A 15,205-nucleotide genomic window follows, 5' to 3' on the forward strand; every position below is an offset into this window, starting at 1 on the left:
AGATAGTATTTTAATTCTGACGCACGTTATCATCAGCAACAAACAAATCCGGCGTTTAGCAGTTGTAAGCTGCATGCAAGTATAAACTCCGACCTGGTTCAGCATACATAAACAGCTTTTCCGATTTCCTTGAACTACCGCAAAACAAGTTACCTGGTGCTCCTGCTGATTGCACTACTCTCGGTGATGAGCCTGTACTATGCCTCACGCCTCCGTTTTGATTATAATTTTGATAACTTTTTCCCAAAAGGCGATCCTGATCTGGAGTACTATTTCCGGTACCGTGATAAATTTGGCAACGACAACGATTACCTGCTCATCGGTTTGGACAACAGCAAGAGTCTATTCGACAAAATCTTTCTTACGCGTGTGGACAGCCTCACCCGTTTCTTACAGCGGCAGCCGCATGTAGAAGCGGTGCTCTCTCCTACCACCGTTAAAAGCCCCGTTATCGAAACGTTTGGCTATTTTGAGATTCCGTACCTGCACCCCGACGAACCGGCGCATTACACGCAGGATTCTGTGCTGATTTATAATACCCGCGAGCTGGTGGGCACGCTGTTTTCAGAGGATGCTACCGCGGTGTCGCTGTTTGTGCAGACCTCCGACAACCTACTGAAGCCCGCCAGCGATTCCTTGGTTGCCGCAATCAATACCAAACTTGCGGAACTGGAGCTCACTGACCACCATATAGCCGGCAAGGCGCTGGCGCAGGCGGTGTTCGTAGATAAGATGAAAGTGGAGCTGGCGATTTTTATGTCGGCCTCCATCCTGCTGGTTATACTGGTGCTTTGGATAACTTTCCGGACGCTTTGGGGTATGCTGGTGCCGCTCGTGGTTGTAGTGCTGTCGGTAGCATGGGCGTTGGGTGTGATGGGGCTTTTCAACAAACCTATTGATGTGATGATGGTGCTGCTGCCGACGATTATGTTTGTTGTGGGTATGTCAGATGTCATTCATATTATGTCGCGCTATCTTACCGAAATCGGGTATGGCACGGAGAAAATAAAAGCCCTCAAAATTACCTTGCGCGAAGTGGGGCTGGCCACTTTTCTTACCTCGCTCACCACTGCGGTCGGCTTCCTGACACTGCTCACCACGGACATTGAGCCCATCCGCAAGTTTGGTTTGTTTACTGCAGTGTCGGTGGGGCTGGCGTATGTGCTGGCATTTACGCTGCTGCCGGCGCTCCTGGTGCTCGTCAAAGAACCGAAACCTGTTCCTGCAAAAAATGTGCGGCGTTCCTGGCCTGTACTGTTGCGCCGCATGCTCCGTTTTGTTTTCAAGCGGCCCAAAGCTATACTTGGCTGCAGCGCTCTCATCACGATTATTTCGCTTGCAGGAATAACGCAGATTAAAGTTGATACTACTATGCTGGAAGATCTGGGCGATGATGATCCGATTGTTCTGGATTTTCAGTTTTTTGAACATAAGTTCTCCGGCGTCAGGCCTTTTGAGCTGCATTTGCAGGCAGCACCGGGCCATACCATGTATGATGCGGAAGTACTGCAGGAAATTGATCAGCTGGAAAATTACCTGTACCGGAAGTATGGCCTCAATTTTATCTCCTCGCCTGCCGGTGTGGTCAAAACCATGAACCATGCCCTGAACGGCGGTCTGAATGACTACTATAAACTGCCGGACAATAAACAACAACTGCAACAGATACAGAAACGACTGCAGGCCTTCCGCAAACGCAGCGAGTTGCGCGCCGTGGTAACGCCTGATGGCCGCGAAGGCCGCCTGAGTGGCAAAATGCCGGACATAGGCAGCGCGGCCGCAGCTGTAAAGAACGATTCATTACGTGCTTTTATCCACCAGCACATCAACCCGGAATATCTTACAACCCGACTGACAGGAAGCGCCCTGCTACTGGACAAGAATAACGAGTATGTGGTGTCTAACATGATGCAGGGCCTCCTGATTGCCTTTGTGGTGATTGCCGTGATAGTCGGGATGATTTACAGATCCCTCCGCATGGTTGTAATTTCGCTTATTCCTAACATTATTCCGTTGCTGATGATGGGCGGCATTATGGGCTTTCTGGGCATCAACATGACTGTTTCGATATCCATTATCTTTACCATCGCCTTTGGCATTGCGGTAGATGACACCATCCATTTTCTAAGCAAGCTGCGGCTGGAACTGCGTGCGGGCAAATCGATACCTTATGCGGTAAAACGCACTTTTATTTTTACAGGCAAAGCCATTATCATTACCTCCTGCATCCTGGTGGCCGGCTTCCTGACGCTTGTTTTCTCAACTTTCGATGCTACCTTTTATGTGGGACTGTTTGTAAGCCTTACGCTATTTTTTGCCGTTATAGGAGATTTATACCTGCTGCCGGTGCTGGTACTGCTTTTTTACAGGCCACGCAAAAAAACTCAAGCGCTTTTCAAATAGGTTAGCCATCTTTGTGCGTTGTTCGAATATACAAACCGGAAGAAGAGATGAGAACTATAGTATTGGCACTGGTACTGGCGGGCTTTACCATTTTCAGGGTGCAGGCGCAGGACGATAAGCTGACCACGCTGATGAGTGAGCGGGAGCAGTTGGTGATGGAGTACCAGTTTTATAACCAGCAGAATAGTAATTTCTGGGGCAAGAAGTCTAAAAATGACCTAATCGCCATCATCGAAACGCTGAAGAAAATCATCAATAAGGATTCGGAACTGATTGGCGCCATCAAAGTAGCGAGCATCAAAAAAATTGCCGAAAGTACCGTAGAGAACCAGCGGGAAGGAAAAATGACGCTGGAGGATCAACGCATCGTTAATGCTCGCATTGCTGACCTGCAAAGCCAGATCAAAATACTGCAGAGCAACATCAAAAAGCGCGAACGAAGTATAAAAGACCTGCAGGATCAGCTGGATGCCGCTGATAACGTGCGCTATGGCAAGGACCGTGTAATTGCTGTGCTGGCTGTGGTATCTTTCCTGTTACTGCTTTACGCCGTGTTCCTGCAAATCCGCCTGAGCAAAGCGCCCAAGGCTAAAAAGAAAAGAGCTTAGCCGGTTAAGTATTACGTTGTACGTACCAGGTGGCATGATTTTAATGCGTTAGTTAACTCAGGTTGGGACATACATTTGCGGTTCTTGCAGCTTCCCGCATGAGCTAGGTTCTGGCTATGCCTCACCCACATCAAACACGCGATATTATACTTGTATAGCACTGGCAATTATACCTGTTCCGCCTCGCCGGCGATTTAACTATTTACATTTATCTATAGCCAACGGAGTTATTCTGGCAGAATATCTGTTATACTTAGCTGGCACAACATCAAACTTTATACCTGGCAGCTTTAACGCACTATTTGCCAATTAAAACGGTTAATGCTACCTGATACTTGTGTCGCTTACTTAAACAGCTAACCATAAATACATACAAGGGCTGGCACACAAACCCGGCCCTTCTTTTTGATATACATGAGCGAAATTTTGTATGAACTGAAGCAGGTACAGGAACTGCTTAAAATCGAACAGGAAGAAGATCGTCAACAATATAAAATTAAGAGCCAGAAAAGCACCATTGCCGAACGGAAGGCAATGGGCTTTTGCTGGTATCCGGTTACTATCTCGAAAGAGGAAATCGGCTTTGGCAATAAGGTAGTGCTGGAACTGGAGCGCACCAAAGACCGCGACCAGCTGCACCTGTTCCAGACGGGCAAGGCCGCGGCCCTGTTCAGCAACAACGGCGAGCGCCAGAACCTGAGCGGCGTAATTGTGGGCCTGAAGCGCAACAAAGTGCTGCTGGCCACCAACAAGGAAGACCTGCCGGATTGGGTGGAGGAAGGACGCCTCGGCATTGACCTCACTTTTGATGAGATGAGCTACCGCGAGATGGAAATTGCCATGAAAAAGGTAATGGAAGCCTATAAAACGCGGCTGGCCGAACTTCGGGATATTTTGCTGGGAGATGTTCCCGCTCAATTTACTAACGAGCAAACAGCAGATATTCCGGCCCTGAATGAGTCGCAGAACGAGGCCGTGCGCAAAATTATGCAGGCCAAAGATGTAGCGATTATACACGGCCCTCCCGGCACGGGCAAGACCACCACACTGGTGCAGGCCATCCTGAAAACAGCTGAAACCCAAAAGCGCCTTCTGGTAACAGCTCCTTCAAACACCGCTGTTGATTTATTGACTGAGAAGCTGGCAAACGAAGGCATGAACGTAATCCGCATCGGCAATCCTTCGCGCGTTTCGGATGTGCTGCTGGAGCACACTTTGGATGCACGGATTATGAGCCATCATTCGTATAAAAATCTGAAAGAATACCGCAAAACGGCTGAGGAATACAGGCGGCTGGCTTTCCAGTACAAACGCAAGTTCGGCCACGAAGAGCGCGCCCAGCGCCAGCTGTTTAAATCCGAAAGTCGCCGCCTGCTGGAAGAGGCCGATCGGCTGGAGGAGTATATTACCGATGATCTGCTGAACAACGTGCAGGTGATTACGTGCACCCTGGTAGGCGCAGCCAACAAAGCCATCAGGCACCTGGAGTATGATACGGTGTTTATAGATGAGGCGGCACAGGCACTGGAGCCTGCCTGCTGGATTCCGATTTCCAGGGCTAAGCGCGTAGTGCTGGCCGGCGACCACTGCCAACTGCCTCCTACCGTTAAATCTTTTGAGGCGGAGAAAGGCGGCCTGGGCAAAACACTGTTTGAAAAGTGCATCGAACGGCAACCGGATGTGGCCGTGATGCTGAAAACCCAGTACCGGATGCACCACCATATTATGGAGTTCTCGAACCGGCAATTTTACAAAGGCGAACTCAACGCCCACGAGAGCGTACACAGCAGCGACCTGCACCAGTTTGATATTAACTTTGCGCCCGGCCTTGCTGTGGAATTTATAGATACTGCCGGTTGTGGCTACAACGAGGTGGATACGCCTGAAAGCTCCAGCGCTGCAAACCCCGAAGAGGCTAACCTGCTGCTCAACCATTTGCTGCTCCTGCTGAAAGATTATGCTCCTGCCGAAGAAGCCGGGCACCTGCAGATAGGCGTGATAGCCCCGTACCGGGCACAAATCAATTACCTGCAGGATCGGGTAGAGCACATGCCACTGCTGCACGAACTGCGCCAGAAACGCCGGCTGTCGGTGGGGACTGTGGATAGCTTTCAGGGGCAGGAACGCGACATTATTTACATCAGTATGACGCGCAGCAACGACAAAGGCGAAATTGGCTTTCTGAGCGATATGCGGCGAATGAATGTAGCCATGACGCGCGCCAAAAAGAAACTCGTCATTGTAGGCGACAGCGCTACTTTAAGCCATCATCCGTTCTATGCTGCCTTTTTAGCGTATGTAGAAAGTATAAACGCTTACCGCAGCGCCTGGGAACTGACAGAATGTATGCCGTAAGCAATTATTGATTTAAAAATTACATAGTATGAATAAGGAGGATACAGTTGTATTTAGCCTTTTCAGAATTGCCGGCAATCACAAAATTTTGCACAAAATCAAACCTGTACGATTAAGTATAGTAGTTAATAATTAGTACATTAATCATGTGCACATTTACTTACGTACCTCTATAGACTTGTGAAATTATAACCTGTAAAACATGAAAATTGAAAAAAACCGGGTGGTTACACTCACCTATGAATTGCGCATTACTGACGAAAACGGGGAGCCGAGTTTAGTAGAAACAGCAAATGAGGAACATCCAATGGTGTTTATCTATGGCATGAGCGGCCTGCCGGAGCCATTTGAAGAAAAACTGGAAGGACTTAGCACCGGCGATACGTTTGATTTTAAGCTGAATTCGGAAGATGGCTACGGCGAGTTTGATGAAAATGCACTGGTAGATCTGCCCCTTACTGTATTCGAAGTAGAAGGCGCTGTGCCCGACAACATGCTGGAACAAGGTAATTTTATCCCGATGGCCGACAGTGAAGGCAACCAGCTGCAGGGCCGTGTGGTGGAAGTTACTGACAATACCGTTAAAATGGACTTCAATCATCCGCTTGCCGGAAAAGAGTTGTCATTTAAAGGAAAAGTAGTGGAAGTGCGTGTAGCCAGCCAGCAGGAATTGGAGCATGGACATGTACACGGCGAAGGCGGTCATCACCACTAAGCCGTTTTTATACTCGTTAAACAGAAAAGAGCAGCGATACAGCTGCTCTTTTCTGTTTAACAGCTTGAAGGGATTTAGAGAAACAGACTAATTCAGGAGAGTATCAGGTAATATTCCGTAAATTGAATCATAGCCGTTTCATTTTTTGCAGAAGCAGTATTAGCCGGAAGATCGGGATTTGCCAACCCGAAGGAAATAACCTATAGGTGATGCAGTATACTTTGGTATGATTATTTTAATTTAAGTATAGATAAACCTTATGGTAATGCCGTACTACACTCTAAACAGCTTTGATAAAACTGCTTCCAGGCGGTAGTGATTACAGGAGGTTCTGGAATAGGCCTGGCAACCGCCAATTGTGAAACTTGCACTAATATCCGGATATGACAGCTGTCAGACTCTCAGATTATGCGCTGATCGGCAATTCCCGTGCAGCAGCCTTAGTAAGTAACAAAGGCTCTATCGACTGGTGCTGCCTTCCCAGATTTGATTCGTCGAGCATATTTGCCGCGCTTTTAGACAGCAAGCAGGGCGGCTCTTTTTCTGTCGCTCCAAGTAAACCATATAAGTCAGATCAGAAATATTTGCCTGACACCAATGTGTTAGAAACCTGTTTTCGTACAGAAGATGGTGAGATCCGGTTACTTGATGCGTTTACAGCCATGTCTGAAGAAGAAAAGGCAGCTGCACTCTTCCCGGACCATGAGATCCTTCGTATAGTTGAAGGCATTTCTGGCACCGTGCAGATGAGGCTGGTATTTGCACCCAGAACAAATTACGGGAAAAATGCCCCGCACCTGGCTAACTATGGAAAGTTAGGAATCCGCTTCTCCTGGAAGGAAAACATTTATACCCTGCTCAGCACACTTAACCCTGAAGAAATAAAGGTTACGCCCGATGCGCACGGTCTCGCCGAAGCCGGATTCCTTGTAAAGCCGGGAGAGCACATCATTTTCTCTTTGAGCTACTCCGGGCAAAGTCCCGCTGTTCTTCCCGAGTTAAAGATAACGGGCTGGAAACGGTTTCAGCAAACGATTAGCTATTGGAGAAACTGGGTTGGGAAATGCCATTACCAGGGTCTTTACAAAGAACAGGTAAAGCGAAGTGCCCTTGTTCTCAAACTTCTGGCGTATGCGCCTTCAGGAGCAATCATTGCAGCCCCCACCACTTCATTACCTGAAAAACTTGGCGGTGAGCGAAACTGGGATTATCGTTACTGCTGGCTCAGAGACGCATCTTTCACCACCCGGGTGCTGGTAAGTCTGGGATTTGAGGATGAGGCGCATGCCTACATGAACTGGATTCTGCATGCTACGCAGCTAACACGCCCGGAACTGCAAGTAGTCTATTCAGTTTTTGGTAATGCCTCTCTGAAAGAAGAAAAGCTCGATTGGCTGGCTGGTTATAAAGGCTCCCGGCCGGTGCGTATTGGAAATGGCGCCGACGGGCAGTTTCAGCTGGACGTGTATGGGGAAGTGCTGGATGCCGTTTATACTTATGCACCCCTAGTTGAAGACTTTGACCGAAATACCCGGAAGTTCGTCCTGGGACTTGGCGAAATAATCTGCAAGCGCTGGAATCAGCCGGATAACGGAATATGGGAAGTGCGTACAACCTGTATCCACCACACCCATTCAAAAGTAATGGCCTGGGTGGGCCTGGACCGCCTCATCAAGCTTTCTGAAAAATACCAGTGGAAAGAAGCGCCGCTGGAAAAATACTACCAGGTAGCATCCTGTATTCATAACGAAATAGAAAACCTTGGCTACAACAGTGCTTTAAAATCCTATACCCGCGAATTAGGAGGAAACACCTTAGATGCAAGCCTGCTGATCCTGTCACTTGTTGGCTACTGTAGTTCTCTCTCGCCCAGGATGATCTCTACAATCCGGCTGATCTACGAGCGCTTATCAAAAAACAACCTTGTTTACCGCTACCGGGGCACAAACGACGGACTGGAAGGCGATGAAGGCTCGTTTGGGATTTGCAGTTTTTGGCTTGCCGAGAATCTGGCGAAATCAGGGCAGCTGCAAAATGCAATTACAGTCTTCGAAACAATGTTACATCATGCCAGCCCCACAGGATTATTGTCGGAAGAAATTGATCCTGAATCTGGTGAGCTTCTCGGCAATTACCCACAGGGTTTCACGCACATTGGTTTAATAAATGCAGCACTTTCTATTAATGAAGCGCATCAAAAAGAGGAGATGATGAGATGAACATTGACAATCTTATATTGTGGGGATTTGCGGCAACTTTAATTCTGACGACTTTGATGGCTGGTTCCAGGCCGCTTGGCTTTACACGAATGGACCTTCCTTTTATGTTGGGAACGATGTTTACGTCGAACCGCAATAAAGCCCCATGGATTGGTTTCCTGGCTCATTTAACTATGGGCTGGTTTTTTGCTTTTATCTATGGCGCTGCCTTTGAAAGCTCGGGCCTGCATACCTGGTGGTTTGGAATGGCTATCGGTTTTGTTCATGGGGCCTTTGTCTTATCAGTAGGTCTGGAGATTTTAAACTTTGTGCATCCGAGAATGGCTAATCCCTCGCAGGGGCCAACGCCGACCAGGCAACTGGAGCCACCCGGCTTTCTGGCCCTCAACTATGGGAAAGGAACGCCCGTCGTAACCCTACTTGGGCACTTGATTTATGGCGGAGTTTTAGGTACGTTTTACAATTAAGATAACACAGCCCTTAACCGTAACAATTTCTTTTAATTTGCGCTTATATAAAGTATAACTTAATATTAGAACTATATAATTACTTAGAAGTTTACTGCATGGGCAACAGCTATGTATGATAGTTCCTAACCGGTAAGAAAGGCAAAATAATTTAGCAGAGAGACTTATCAGTCACACCGCAAATACCATTAATCAAGCGTAAAACCAACTAAATGGAGAAAAGCATGAACCAGAAAACTACGATTGACATAATTGAACAGCAGAAATGGCTTGGCACGGCAGGTAACGCGATTCAGCCCGCCATCCTCAAGGCTTTTGAGGCGGGCGGCGAAACCGGCAATGATATTAAGAACTTTTTACATGGCACCTGGCTCGGCCACCCACTGCATCCGGCCATAACAGATGTTCCGATTGGCGCCTGGACAACTGCTGCTGTCTTAGACGGGATGGAACTGCTCGGTGAAGAAAAATATGCGCCCGGCGCGGATGCCGCCATCGCTGTTGGGCTTGTGGGAGCAGTTGGAGCAGCGGTTACAGGACTGACTGACTGGACCGGAACAACCAGGGAAAGACGCAAGTTGGGCTTAATACATGGCCTGCTGAATGTCGGCGCAACAGCACTTTACGCCACCTCGTTTTTCCTTCGCCGGCTCGAAAAATCACGCGGAACGGCCATCGGGCTGTCCATGCTTGGCTATGGCGTGGCGAGTGCCTCGGCGTATCTTGGTGGGCATTTGGTTTTCGGAAAGCAAATCGGTGTTGACCACACAGCAACAGCAGCGGTGTATCCGAAGGACTTCGTAGCGGTGCTGGCGGAAAACAAATTAGCGGAAAACACAATGCAGCGTGTAGAAGCCGGGGAAGTTGCGGTTCTACTGGCGCGAAAGAACGGCGAGATTTTCGCTATCGCGCATACTTGTTCACACCTGGGCGGGCCGCTTTCCGAAGGCGAGTTACTGGACGATGGCAGCGTACGTTGCCCGTGGCATGGTTCTGTTTTTTCTTTAAAAGATGGCAGCGTTATAGATGGCCCGGCAACAGAGCCGGAGCCAAAGTTTGACGTGCGGGTGAATAATGGGCAGATTGAAGTCAAGCTGCAGCAAACAGGAAGTAAATAATAGTAATTTTTGCTTCGCCATACTCTTCTCTCAGAGACAACCCGTCTTCCCTGGAGAAAACGTCAGCTAAAAGTTCAAATCCAAGCTTAAGCAAAGCCGCCCCTGCTCAAGCGCTTTAACCAGGGAATTGCTGGCGAAAACACTTGAACAAGGGCAGGCTTAGAACTTCTTTTACCGAAGCACCCTTATTTGCATAAGCTTAAATACATAAGCTCTTACTTGTGGAACAGGAGCTCGCGGTATTTTATCAACGGCCAGTCTTCATCGTCTACCATCAGTTCCAGCTTATCCACGCTGTAGCGGATGGTATCAAAAAAGCTTAATACCTGCTCGTTGTACATAATGGCGCACTCCCGCACGTCCTGCACTTTGTTGGCTACTTTGCGGGCTTCTATCATCTCATCCACATTCTTCTGGATGGTAGCAATGTGGTGCGACATTTTCTTGATACTATCCAGGGTAGGCTGCGTGTAAGTTTCTTCCAGACCTAAATCTTTGAGGCCGCGGATATTCTGGATGAGCTTGTTCTGGTATGCAATGGCCGTTGGTATAACGTGGTTCACAGCCAGGTCACCCATGATGCGCGACTCGATCTGAATCTTTTTGATGTATTCCTCCAGCAAAATCTCGTGGCGTGCATGCAGCTCCACCTCTGTGAAAATGCCGTGCCGGGTAAACAAATCCTTTACCTCCTGCCGGTTATACACATCCAGTGCCAACGGCGTGGCTTTAACATTTGACAGGCCGCGACGCGCTGCCTCATCCTCCCACTCCTGAGAGTAACCGTTGCCTTCAAACCGGATTGCTTTAGAGTCGCCCACATATTCGCGCAGCACCTGTATAATGGCTAGCTCTTTCTTCATCCCTTTCTCATCGATCAACTCATCCACCGTTGTGCGGAACTGAATCAGTTGGTCAGCTACAATCGTGTTCAGCACGGTCATTGGTGAGGAGGTGTTGGCAGACGAACCCACAGCGCGGAATTCAAACTTATTGCCGGTAAAAGCAAAAGGCGAGGTGCGGTTACGGTCGGTGTTGTCGCGCAGGATTTCCGGGATTTTATCAATGCCCAGCTTCAGGTACATGTTGTCGCCCTTCTCCATGGGTATTTTGGCGGTGCGCTCCAGTTCATCGAGCACAGCCGTGAGTTGCTGGCCAACAAACACAGACATAATAGCCGGCGGCGCTTCGTTGGCGCCCAGGCGGTGATCGTTGCTGGCAGAGGCAATGCTGGCGCGCAGCAAATCAGCGTGCGTGTATACGGCCTTAATGGTGTTGATGAAAAAGGTCAGGAACTGCAGGTTCTCTTTTGGCTTTTTGCCCGGCGATAGCAGGTTGGTGCCCGTACTGGTGCTCATTGCCCAGTTGTTGTGCTTGCCGCTACCGTTTACTCCTTTAAAAGGCTTTTCGTGTAACAGCACCTTAAAGTCATGGCGCTCAGCTACCCGATCCATAATATCCATGAGCAACTGGTTATGATCAACGGCCAGGTTGGCGTCCTCAAAAGTTGGTGCGCATTCAAACTGGTTCGGTGCTACCTCGTTATGGCGCGTTCGCAGCGGAATACCTAAACGAAGTGCATTTTTTTCAAAATCTACCATAAAAGCATGCACACGTGCCGGAATGCTGCCGAAGTAATGATCTTCCAGCTGCTGCCCTTTGGCGGGTGCATGGCCAAACACCGTACGGCCCGTAAATACCAGGTCAGGACGCGCCTCAAACAAAGCACGGTCTACCAGAAAATACTCCTGCTCGATGCCCAGTGTGGTGTTTACCTTGGTTACATCTTTGTCGAAATACTGCGAAACAGGCACCGCCGCATCATTCAGTAACTTTAAAGATTTTAGCAACGGTGTTTTATAATCCAGTGCCTCACCTGTATAAGACACAAATATGGTCGGGATACAGAGCGTGTTGGTACCGGCATTCTCAATGATAAAAGCAGGTGATGAGGGGTCCCAGGCGCTATAGCCGCGGGCTTCGAAGGTGTTGCGGATACCGCCGCTCGGGAAAGAAGAGGCATCAGGTTCCTGCTGCACCAGCGAGCTTCCTTTAAAGCTTTCAATGGCATCGCCGTCAGATGTCAGATCAAAAAAGGAGTCATGCTTTTCAGCAGTAGAGCCGGTCAGGGGCTGAAACCAGTGCGTATAATGCGTGGCGCCTTTGCTCATGGCCCAGGTCTTCATGGCAGCCGCCACCGCATCAGCCAGGTTGCGATCTACTTTCTCGCCGGATACAACCGTCTTGCGCAGGCGCTTGAAATAATCAGACGACATGGTGGCACGCATGGCCTCTTCGCCAAATACGTTTTCGCCAAAAAAATCAGAAATTTTGCAAGAAGGCAGCGTCACCTCCCCGACTTTACGCTGATTTGCGAATTCAAGCGCTTTAAAACGAAGTATAGCCATATATGCTGGAAAGAGTTAGGTTTAACTGCAGCAAATATAGAGATGAAAATTCATTTACAAACTAAATAAGCTATTTTTATGTGGGGTCATGTAAAAAAAATATATAAATTTCATAAACACCCCCTATCATAAACCACCATAACAGTTATCATCAACTATAAAAACCGATAATACCCCTGTTTTTATCAGGCCCTACACTTTTGTGCCTGTCTAAATTGCTTTACCATCAGAAAAATAGTTTAAACCCCTACAAAAATCCTGGCTTTACGTGAGAGGCCGGGGTTTTGGAAAGCCTGAAGCAAGCATTCATACATGCATACTATGAGCAATCATCAATTTATACTGCTGATGGTAAAGCGATCAGGATGGTTGCGCTCATAAAGGGCGTGCAGCATGCCGTCTTTCAGGCCTACATTGGGCACCAGCATACTTTCCAGTCTGGCCCATTTCATAGCTGATAAATATATTTCGGCCGCTGGCAGAATGACATCAGCCCTATCGGGATTCAGCAACAGCTCGGTCAGGCGCTGTTCCATACTCATGGCGGCTATGCGGGCGGATACCTCCTCTATCTGCTTCCGGAAGATAGGTTTGCCGGTAGTTTTACCCGCCATTTCAAAAATCTTGTTGATGTTACCGCCCGTACCAATAGCGCGGGTCAGGTTAAACTTCCTGGCATTCTCTTCTGTCCACCGGCGCATGCTGTCCCAGAGCACTTTGGAATCGCGGCCCTGCATGTGCCGGATAGATCCCTGCTCAAATGACTGACAAGCCACTTTTTCGCGGTTTACATAAATGTTAAACTCTGTGCTGCCGCCGCCCACATCAATGTGCAGATAATTGCGCTCATCCAGGAAGCTGACAATCACGCGGTTCACCAGATCTGCTTCTGTATCACCGTCAATCACCTGTATTTCCATACCTAAGGTGTCCTGCACCTGCTGCAACACTTCCGGCGCATTCCGGGAGGAACGCATGGCCGACGTTGCGCAGATCATGTAGTGGTCTACCTCATGCACCTCCAGCAGCAACTTGAAGGCATGCATCAGCTTGATAAACTTCTGTACTTTTTTTTCGCTGATGTAGCCCTGGCTGAACACGTCGTCGCCCAGGCGCATAGGATAGCGGATATATTCCAAACGCTTAAAGATTACTTTCCCGTTCTGGTTCAGTGCGGTGGATATCTGGCACCGGGCCGCGTTAGAACCAATATCTATGGCAGCTAACTTCAAATTTTTAGTGGTTAACAGGTTGCTAATACGCGTAAAGATAAACAAATAGCGCAAACCACATGGTTTACATACCTACGGCAGCCAAGGGAAACGCTTTGACAGAATCCATAAGCAAGTGAAAGAAAGTATAAAAAATGATTTTCAGGCTCCAACTATGGAGCCTGGCAGCTTATCCTTTCAAACTTTGTTTATACTTCTCCATCTTGTTTATACTTACCGGCAGCTGTTTTCAACGGGCGTCTGTGTTTATCCAGCCGATAGCGCCGGCATCGTTCCGCACCAGGTTAAACTGGCTGTATATGCCCAGCACGGCTACACTGCTGCCGGAGGCAAGGCTGTCTTTGGCTGCGGCGCCGGGTTGTGCTTCGTCCAGCAAATCTGTATCAGCTTTCAGCTTCGCATACTTTACAGGCTTGGTGGCAGCTTCTACTACGGCAGCGGCAATGTAGGCTTCGGCGCCGTCGGGCAAAGCCACGCGGTACCAATCGGAGGTGCCGCCTGTTACCTGCAGCGGCGTGTAACGGGGCAAGGTAAGGTATACGCCGGATTTTGTGGAAGGCTGCCAGCGTACATTGGCCACCTTTGCAGATACCCTGATCCAGTTGCCGATGTTGGCAGCGTCTATTTTTAGGGGAGGCACAGGCGCAGTGTCTTCGTGCAGGTAAGGATAAGGATTGGTAGCGCCCCGGCCGGCGCGGTAAATACCGAAATGCAGGTGCGGATTGGTGGTGATGGCATTGCCGGTATTGCCAATCAGGCCCAGCGTGTCGCCTGTCTGCACACGCTGTCCCGGCGCTACCAGCTGGCTGTCGAGGTGCGCATAGTATAAGCTTTGCCGGTGATCCATATCCGACAGCCAGACCACTTTCCCGCCAATCGGGGTTGTACTGACGCGTGTGATAAAGCCATCGGAGGCGGCCAGTGCCGGTGTGCCACGCTTTGCAAAAATATCCACGCCTTCATGCCGCCGCGCACCGCCATCACGCTCATCTCCCCAAACGCTGGCAATGTTGCGGCTCGTTTTGCCCGGCACCGGGAAAGCCAGTGTGGGCTCCGCCTGAATGGTGATGGTATACTGCCCGCTGCGCAACAATTCAGGCTGCACGCGCAACAAATGCTGTTGGTCATCTTCTACTTCGTAGGTAAGTGAAGTAGCGGCTGTATCTGCCGAGGCCACCAGTTCCGGCGCATCCGCAGGGTTGTCCGGCACTTCAAACAAATCCATAAAAACCTGTGCCGTTTCGCGTGCTTTCATTTCCAGGTTCACCACCAGGCGCTCGCCCCTTTTAGCTTCTATCCGATAACCCAGCGCTTTGGGCGCGTCCGCCGAAAAGTAACCTATTTCCCTGAACGGCAAGGTTACCCTGATAGAATCTGTAAGGGCTTTCTGACCGGCTTCCAGCCAGTCCTGCCCCAGGGCGGTATTGTCAAGTTTCGCATCTTTCAGCCTGGCAACATACCGCTCGTAAGGTGTCTGCTTCTGGAATACGCCGCGCAGGGTTTGCCGGCCGCCGCAACCGGCCAGCAGCAGGACAAGGCCTGTATAAAGTATAATAGAAAGAATGCTGGATTGTTTCATACAAGTATAAAGGTTATAAAAAGCAGGTTCTGAAGGTATAACAGTATTTTATTTAAAAATGATGCCCTGCGGAGAAATTTAACCTTAACAAGATGTCTTTC

10 protein-coding genes are annotated in these 15,205 nt (G+C 49.1%); 7 read left to right on the plus strand and 3 right to left on the minus strand.

Annotated elements, in window-relative coordinates:
* Window positions 1-129: 129 nt before the first annotated feature.
* The 7 genes from I2I11_RS10675 to I2I11_RS10705 all read left to right on the plus strand — a co-directional run bounded on the left by I2I11_RS10675 (window position 130) and on the right by I2I11_RS10705 (window position 9,885).
* Window positions 130-2,403: an efflux RND transporter permease subunit gene (locus I2I11_RS10675; protein WP_196267692.1), complete on the plus strand. Its 2,274-nt coding sequence runs from the start codon at window positions 130-132 to the stop codon at window positions 2,401-2,403.
* Between the two features lie 47 nt (window positions 2,404-2,450).
* Window positions 2,451-3,011: a hypothetical protein gene (locus I2I11_RS10680; protein ID WP_196267693.1), complete on the plus strand. Its 561-nt coding sequence runs from the start codon at window positions 2,451-2,453 to the stop codon at window positions 3,009-3,011.
* Between the two features lie 414 nt (window positions 3,012-3,425).
* Entirely contained in the window at window positions 3,426-5,366 is a 1,941-nt protein-coding gene (locus tag I2I11_RS10685) for an AAA domain-containing protein (protein ID WP_196267694.1), read from the plus strand.
* 202 nt (window positions 5,367-5,568) lie between these two features.
* Window positions 5,569-6,081, plus strand: a complete 513-nt coding sequence (locus I2I11_RS10690; RefSeq protein WP_196267695.1) for an FKBP-type peptidyl-prolyl cis-trans isomerase — start codon at window positions 5,569-5,571, stop codon at window positions 6,079-6,081.
* 383 nt (window positions 6,082-6,464) lie between these two features.
* The gene (locus I2I11_RS10695; protein WP_196267696.1) at window positions 6,465-8,300 is read left to right on the plus strand and encodes a glycoside hydrolase family 15 protein; all 1,836 of its coding nucleotides are present in this window, start codon (window positions 6,465-6,467) and stop codon (window positions 8,298-8,300) included.
* Window positions 8,297-8,767 carry a hypothetical protein gene (locus I2I11_RS10700; RefSeq protein ID WP_196267697.1) on the plus strand — a complete coding sequence of 157 codons (471 nt, stop codon included), beginning with the start codon at window positions 8,297-8,299 and terminating at the stop codon, window positions 8,765-8,767. The genes I2I11_RS10695 and I2I11_RS10700 overlap by 4 nt, the downstream gene beginning before the upstream one ends.
* A gap of 224 nt (window positions 8,768-8,991) precedes the next feature.
* Entirely contained in the window at window positions 8,992-9,885 is an 894-nt protein-coding gene (locus I2I11_RS10705; RefSeq protein ID WP_196267698.1) for a Rieske (2Fe-2S) protein, read from the plus strand.
* Between the two features lie 215 nt (window positions 9,886-10,100).
* Here the strand turns inward: I2I11_RS10705 and I2I11_RS10710 are convergent, their stop codons facing one another.
* The 3 genes from I2I11_RS10710 to I2I11_RS10720 form a co-directional block, all read right to left on the minus strand.
* Window positions 10,101-12,293 (minus strand): glutamine synthetase III family protein, encoded by a 2,193-nt coding sequence (locus I2I11_RS10710; protein ID WP_196267699.1) that lies wholly within the window; start codon window positions 12,291-12,293, stop codon window positions 10,101-10,103.
* A 332-nt stretch (window positions 12,294-12,625) separates the two neighbouring features.
* On the minus strand, window positions 12,626-13,525 hold the full coding sequence (locus I2I11_RS10715; RefSeq protein ID WP_196267700.1) for a Ppx/GppA phosphatase family protein: 900 nt from the start codon (window positions 13,523-13,525) through the stop codon (window positions 12,626-12,628).
* Between the two features lie 229 nt (window positions 13,526-13,754).
* Window positions 13,755-15,104 (minus strand): M23 family metallopeptidase, encoded by a 1,350-nt coding sequence (locus I2I11_RS10720; protein ID WP_196267701.1) that lies wholly within the window; start codon window positions 15,102-15,104, stop codon window positions 13,755-13,757.
* Window positions 15,105-15,205 lie beyond the last annotated feature (101 nt).

Source organism: Pontibacter rufus, assembly GCF_015694705.1.
Classification (GTDB): domain Bacteria; phylum Bacteroidota; class Bacteroidia; order Cytophagales; family Hymenobacteraceae; genus Pontibacter; species Pontibacter rufus.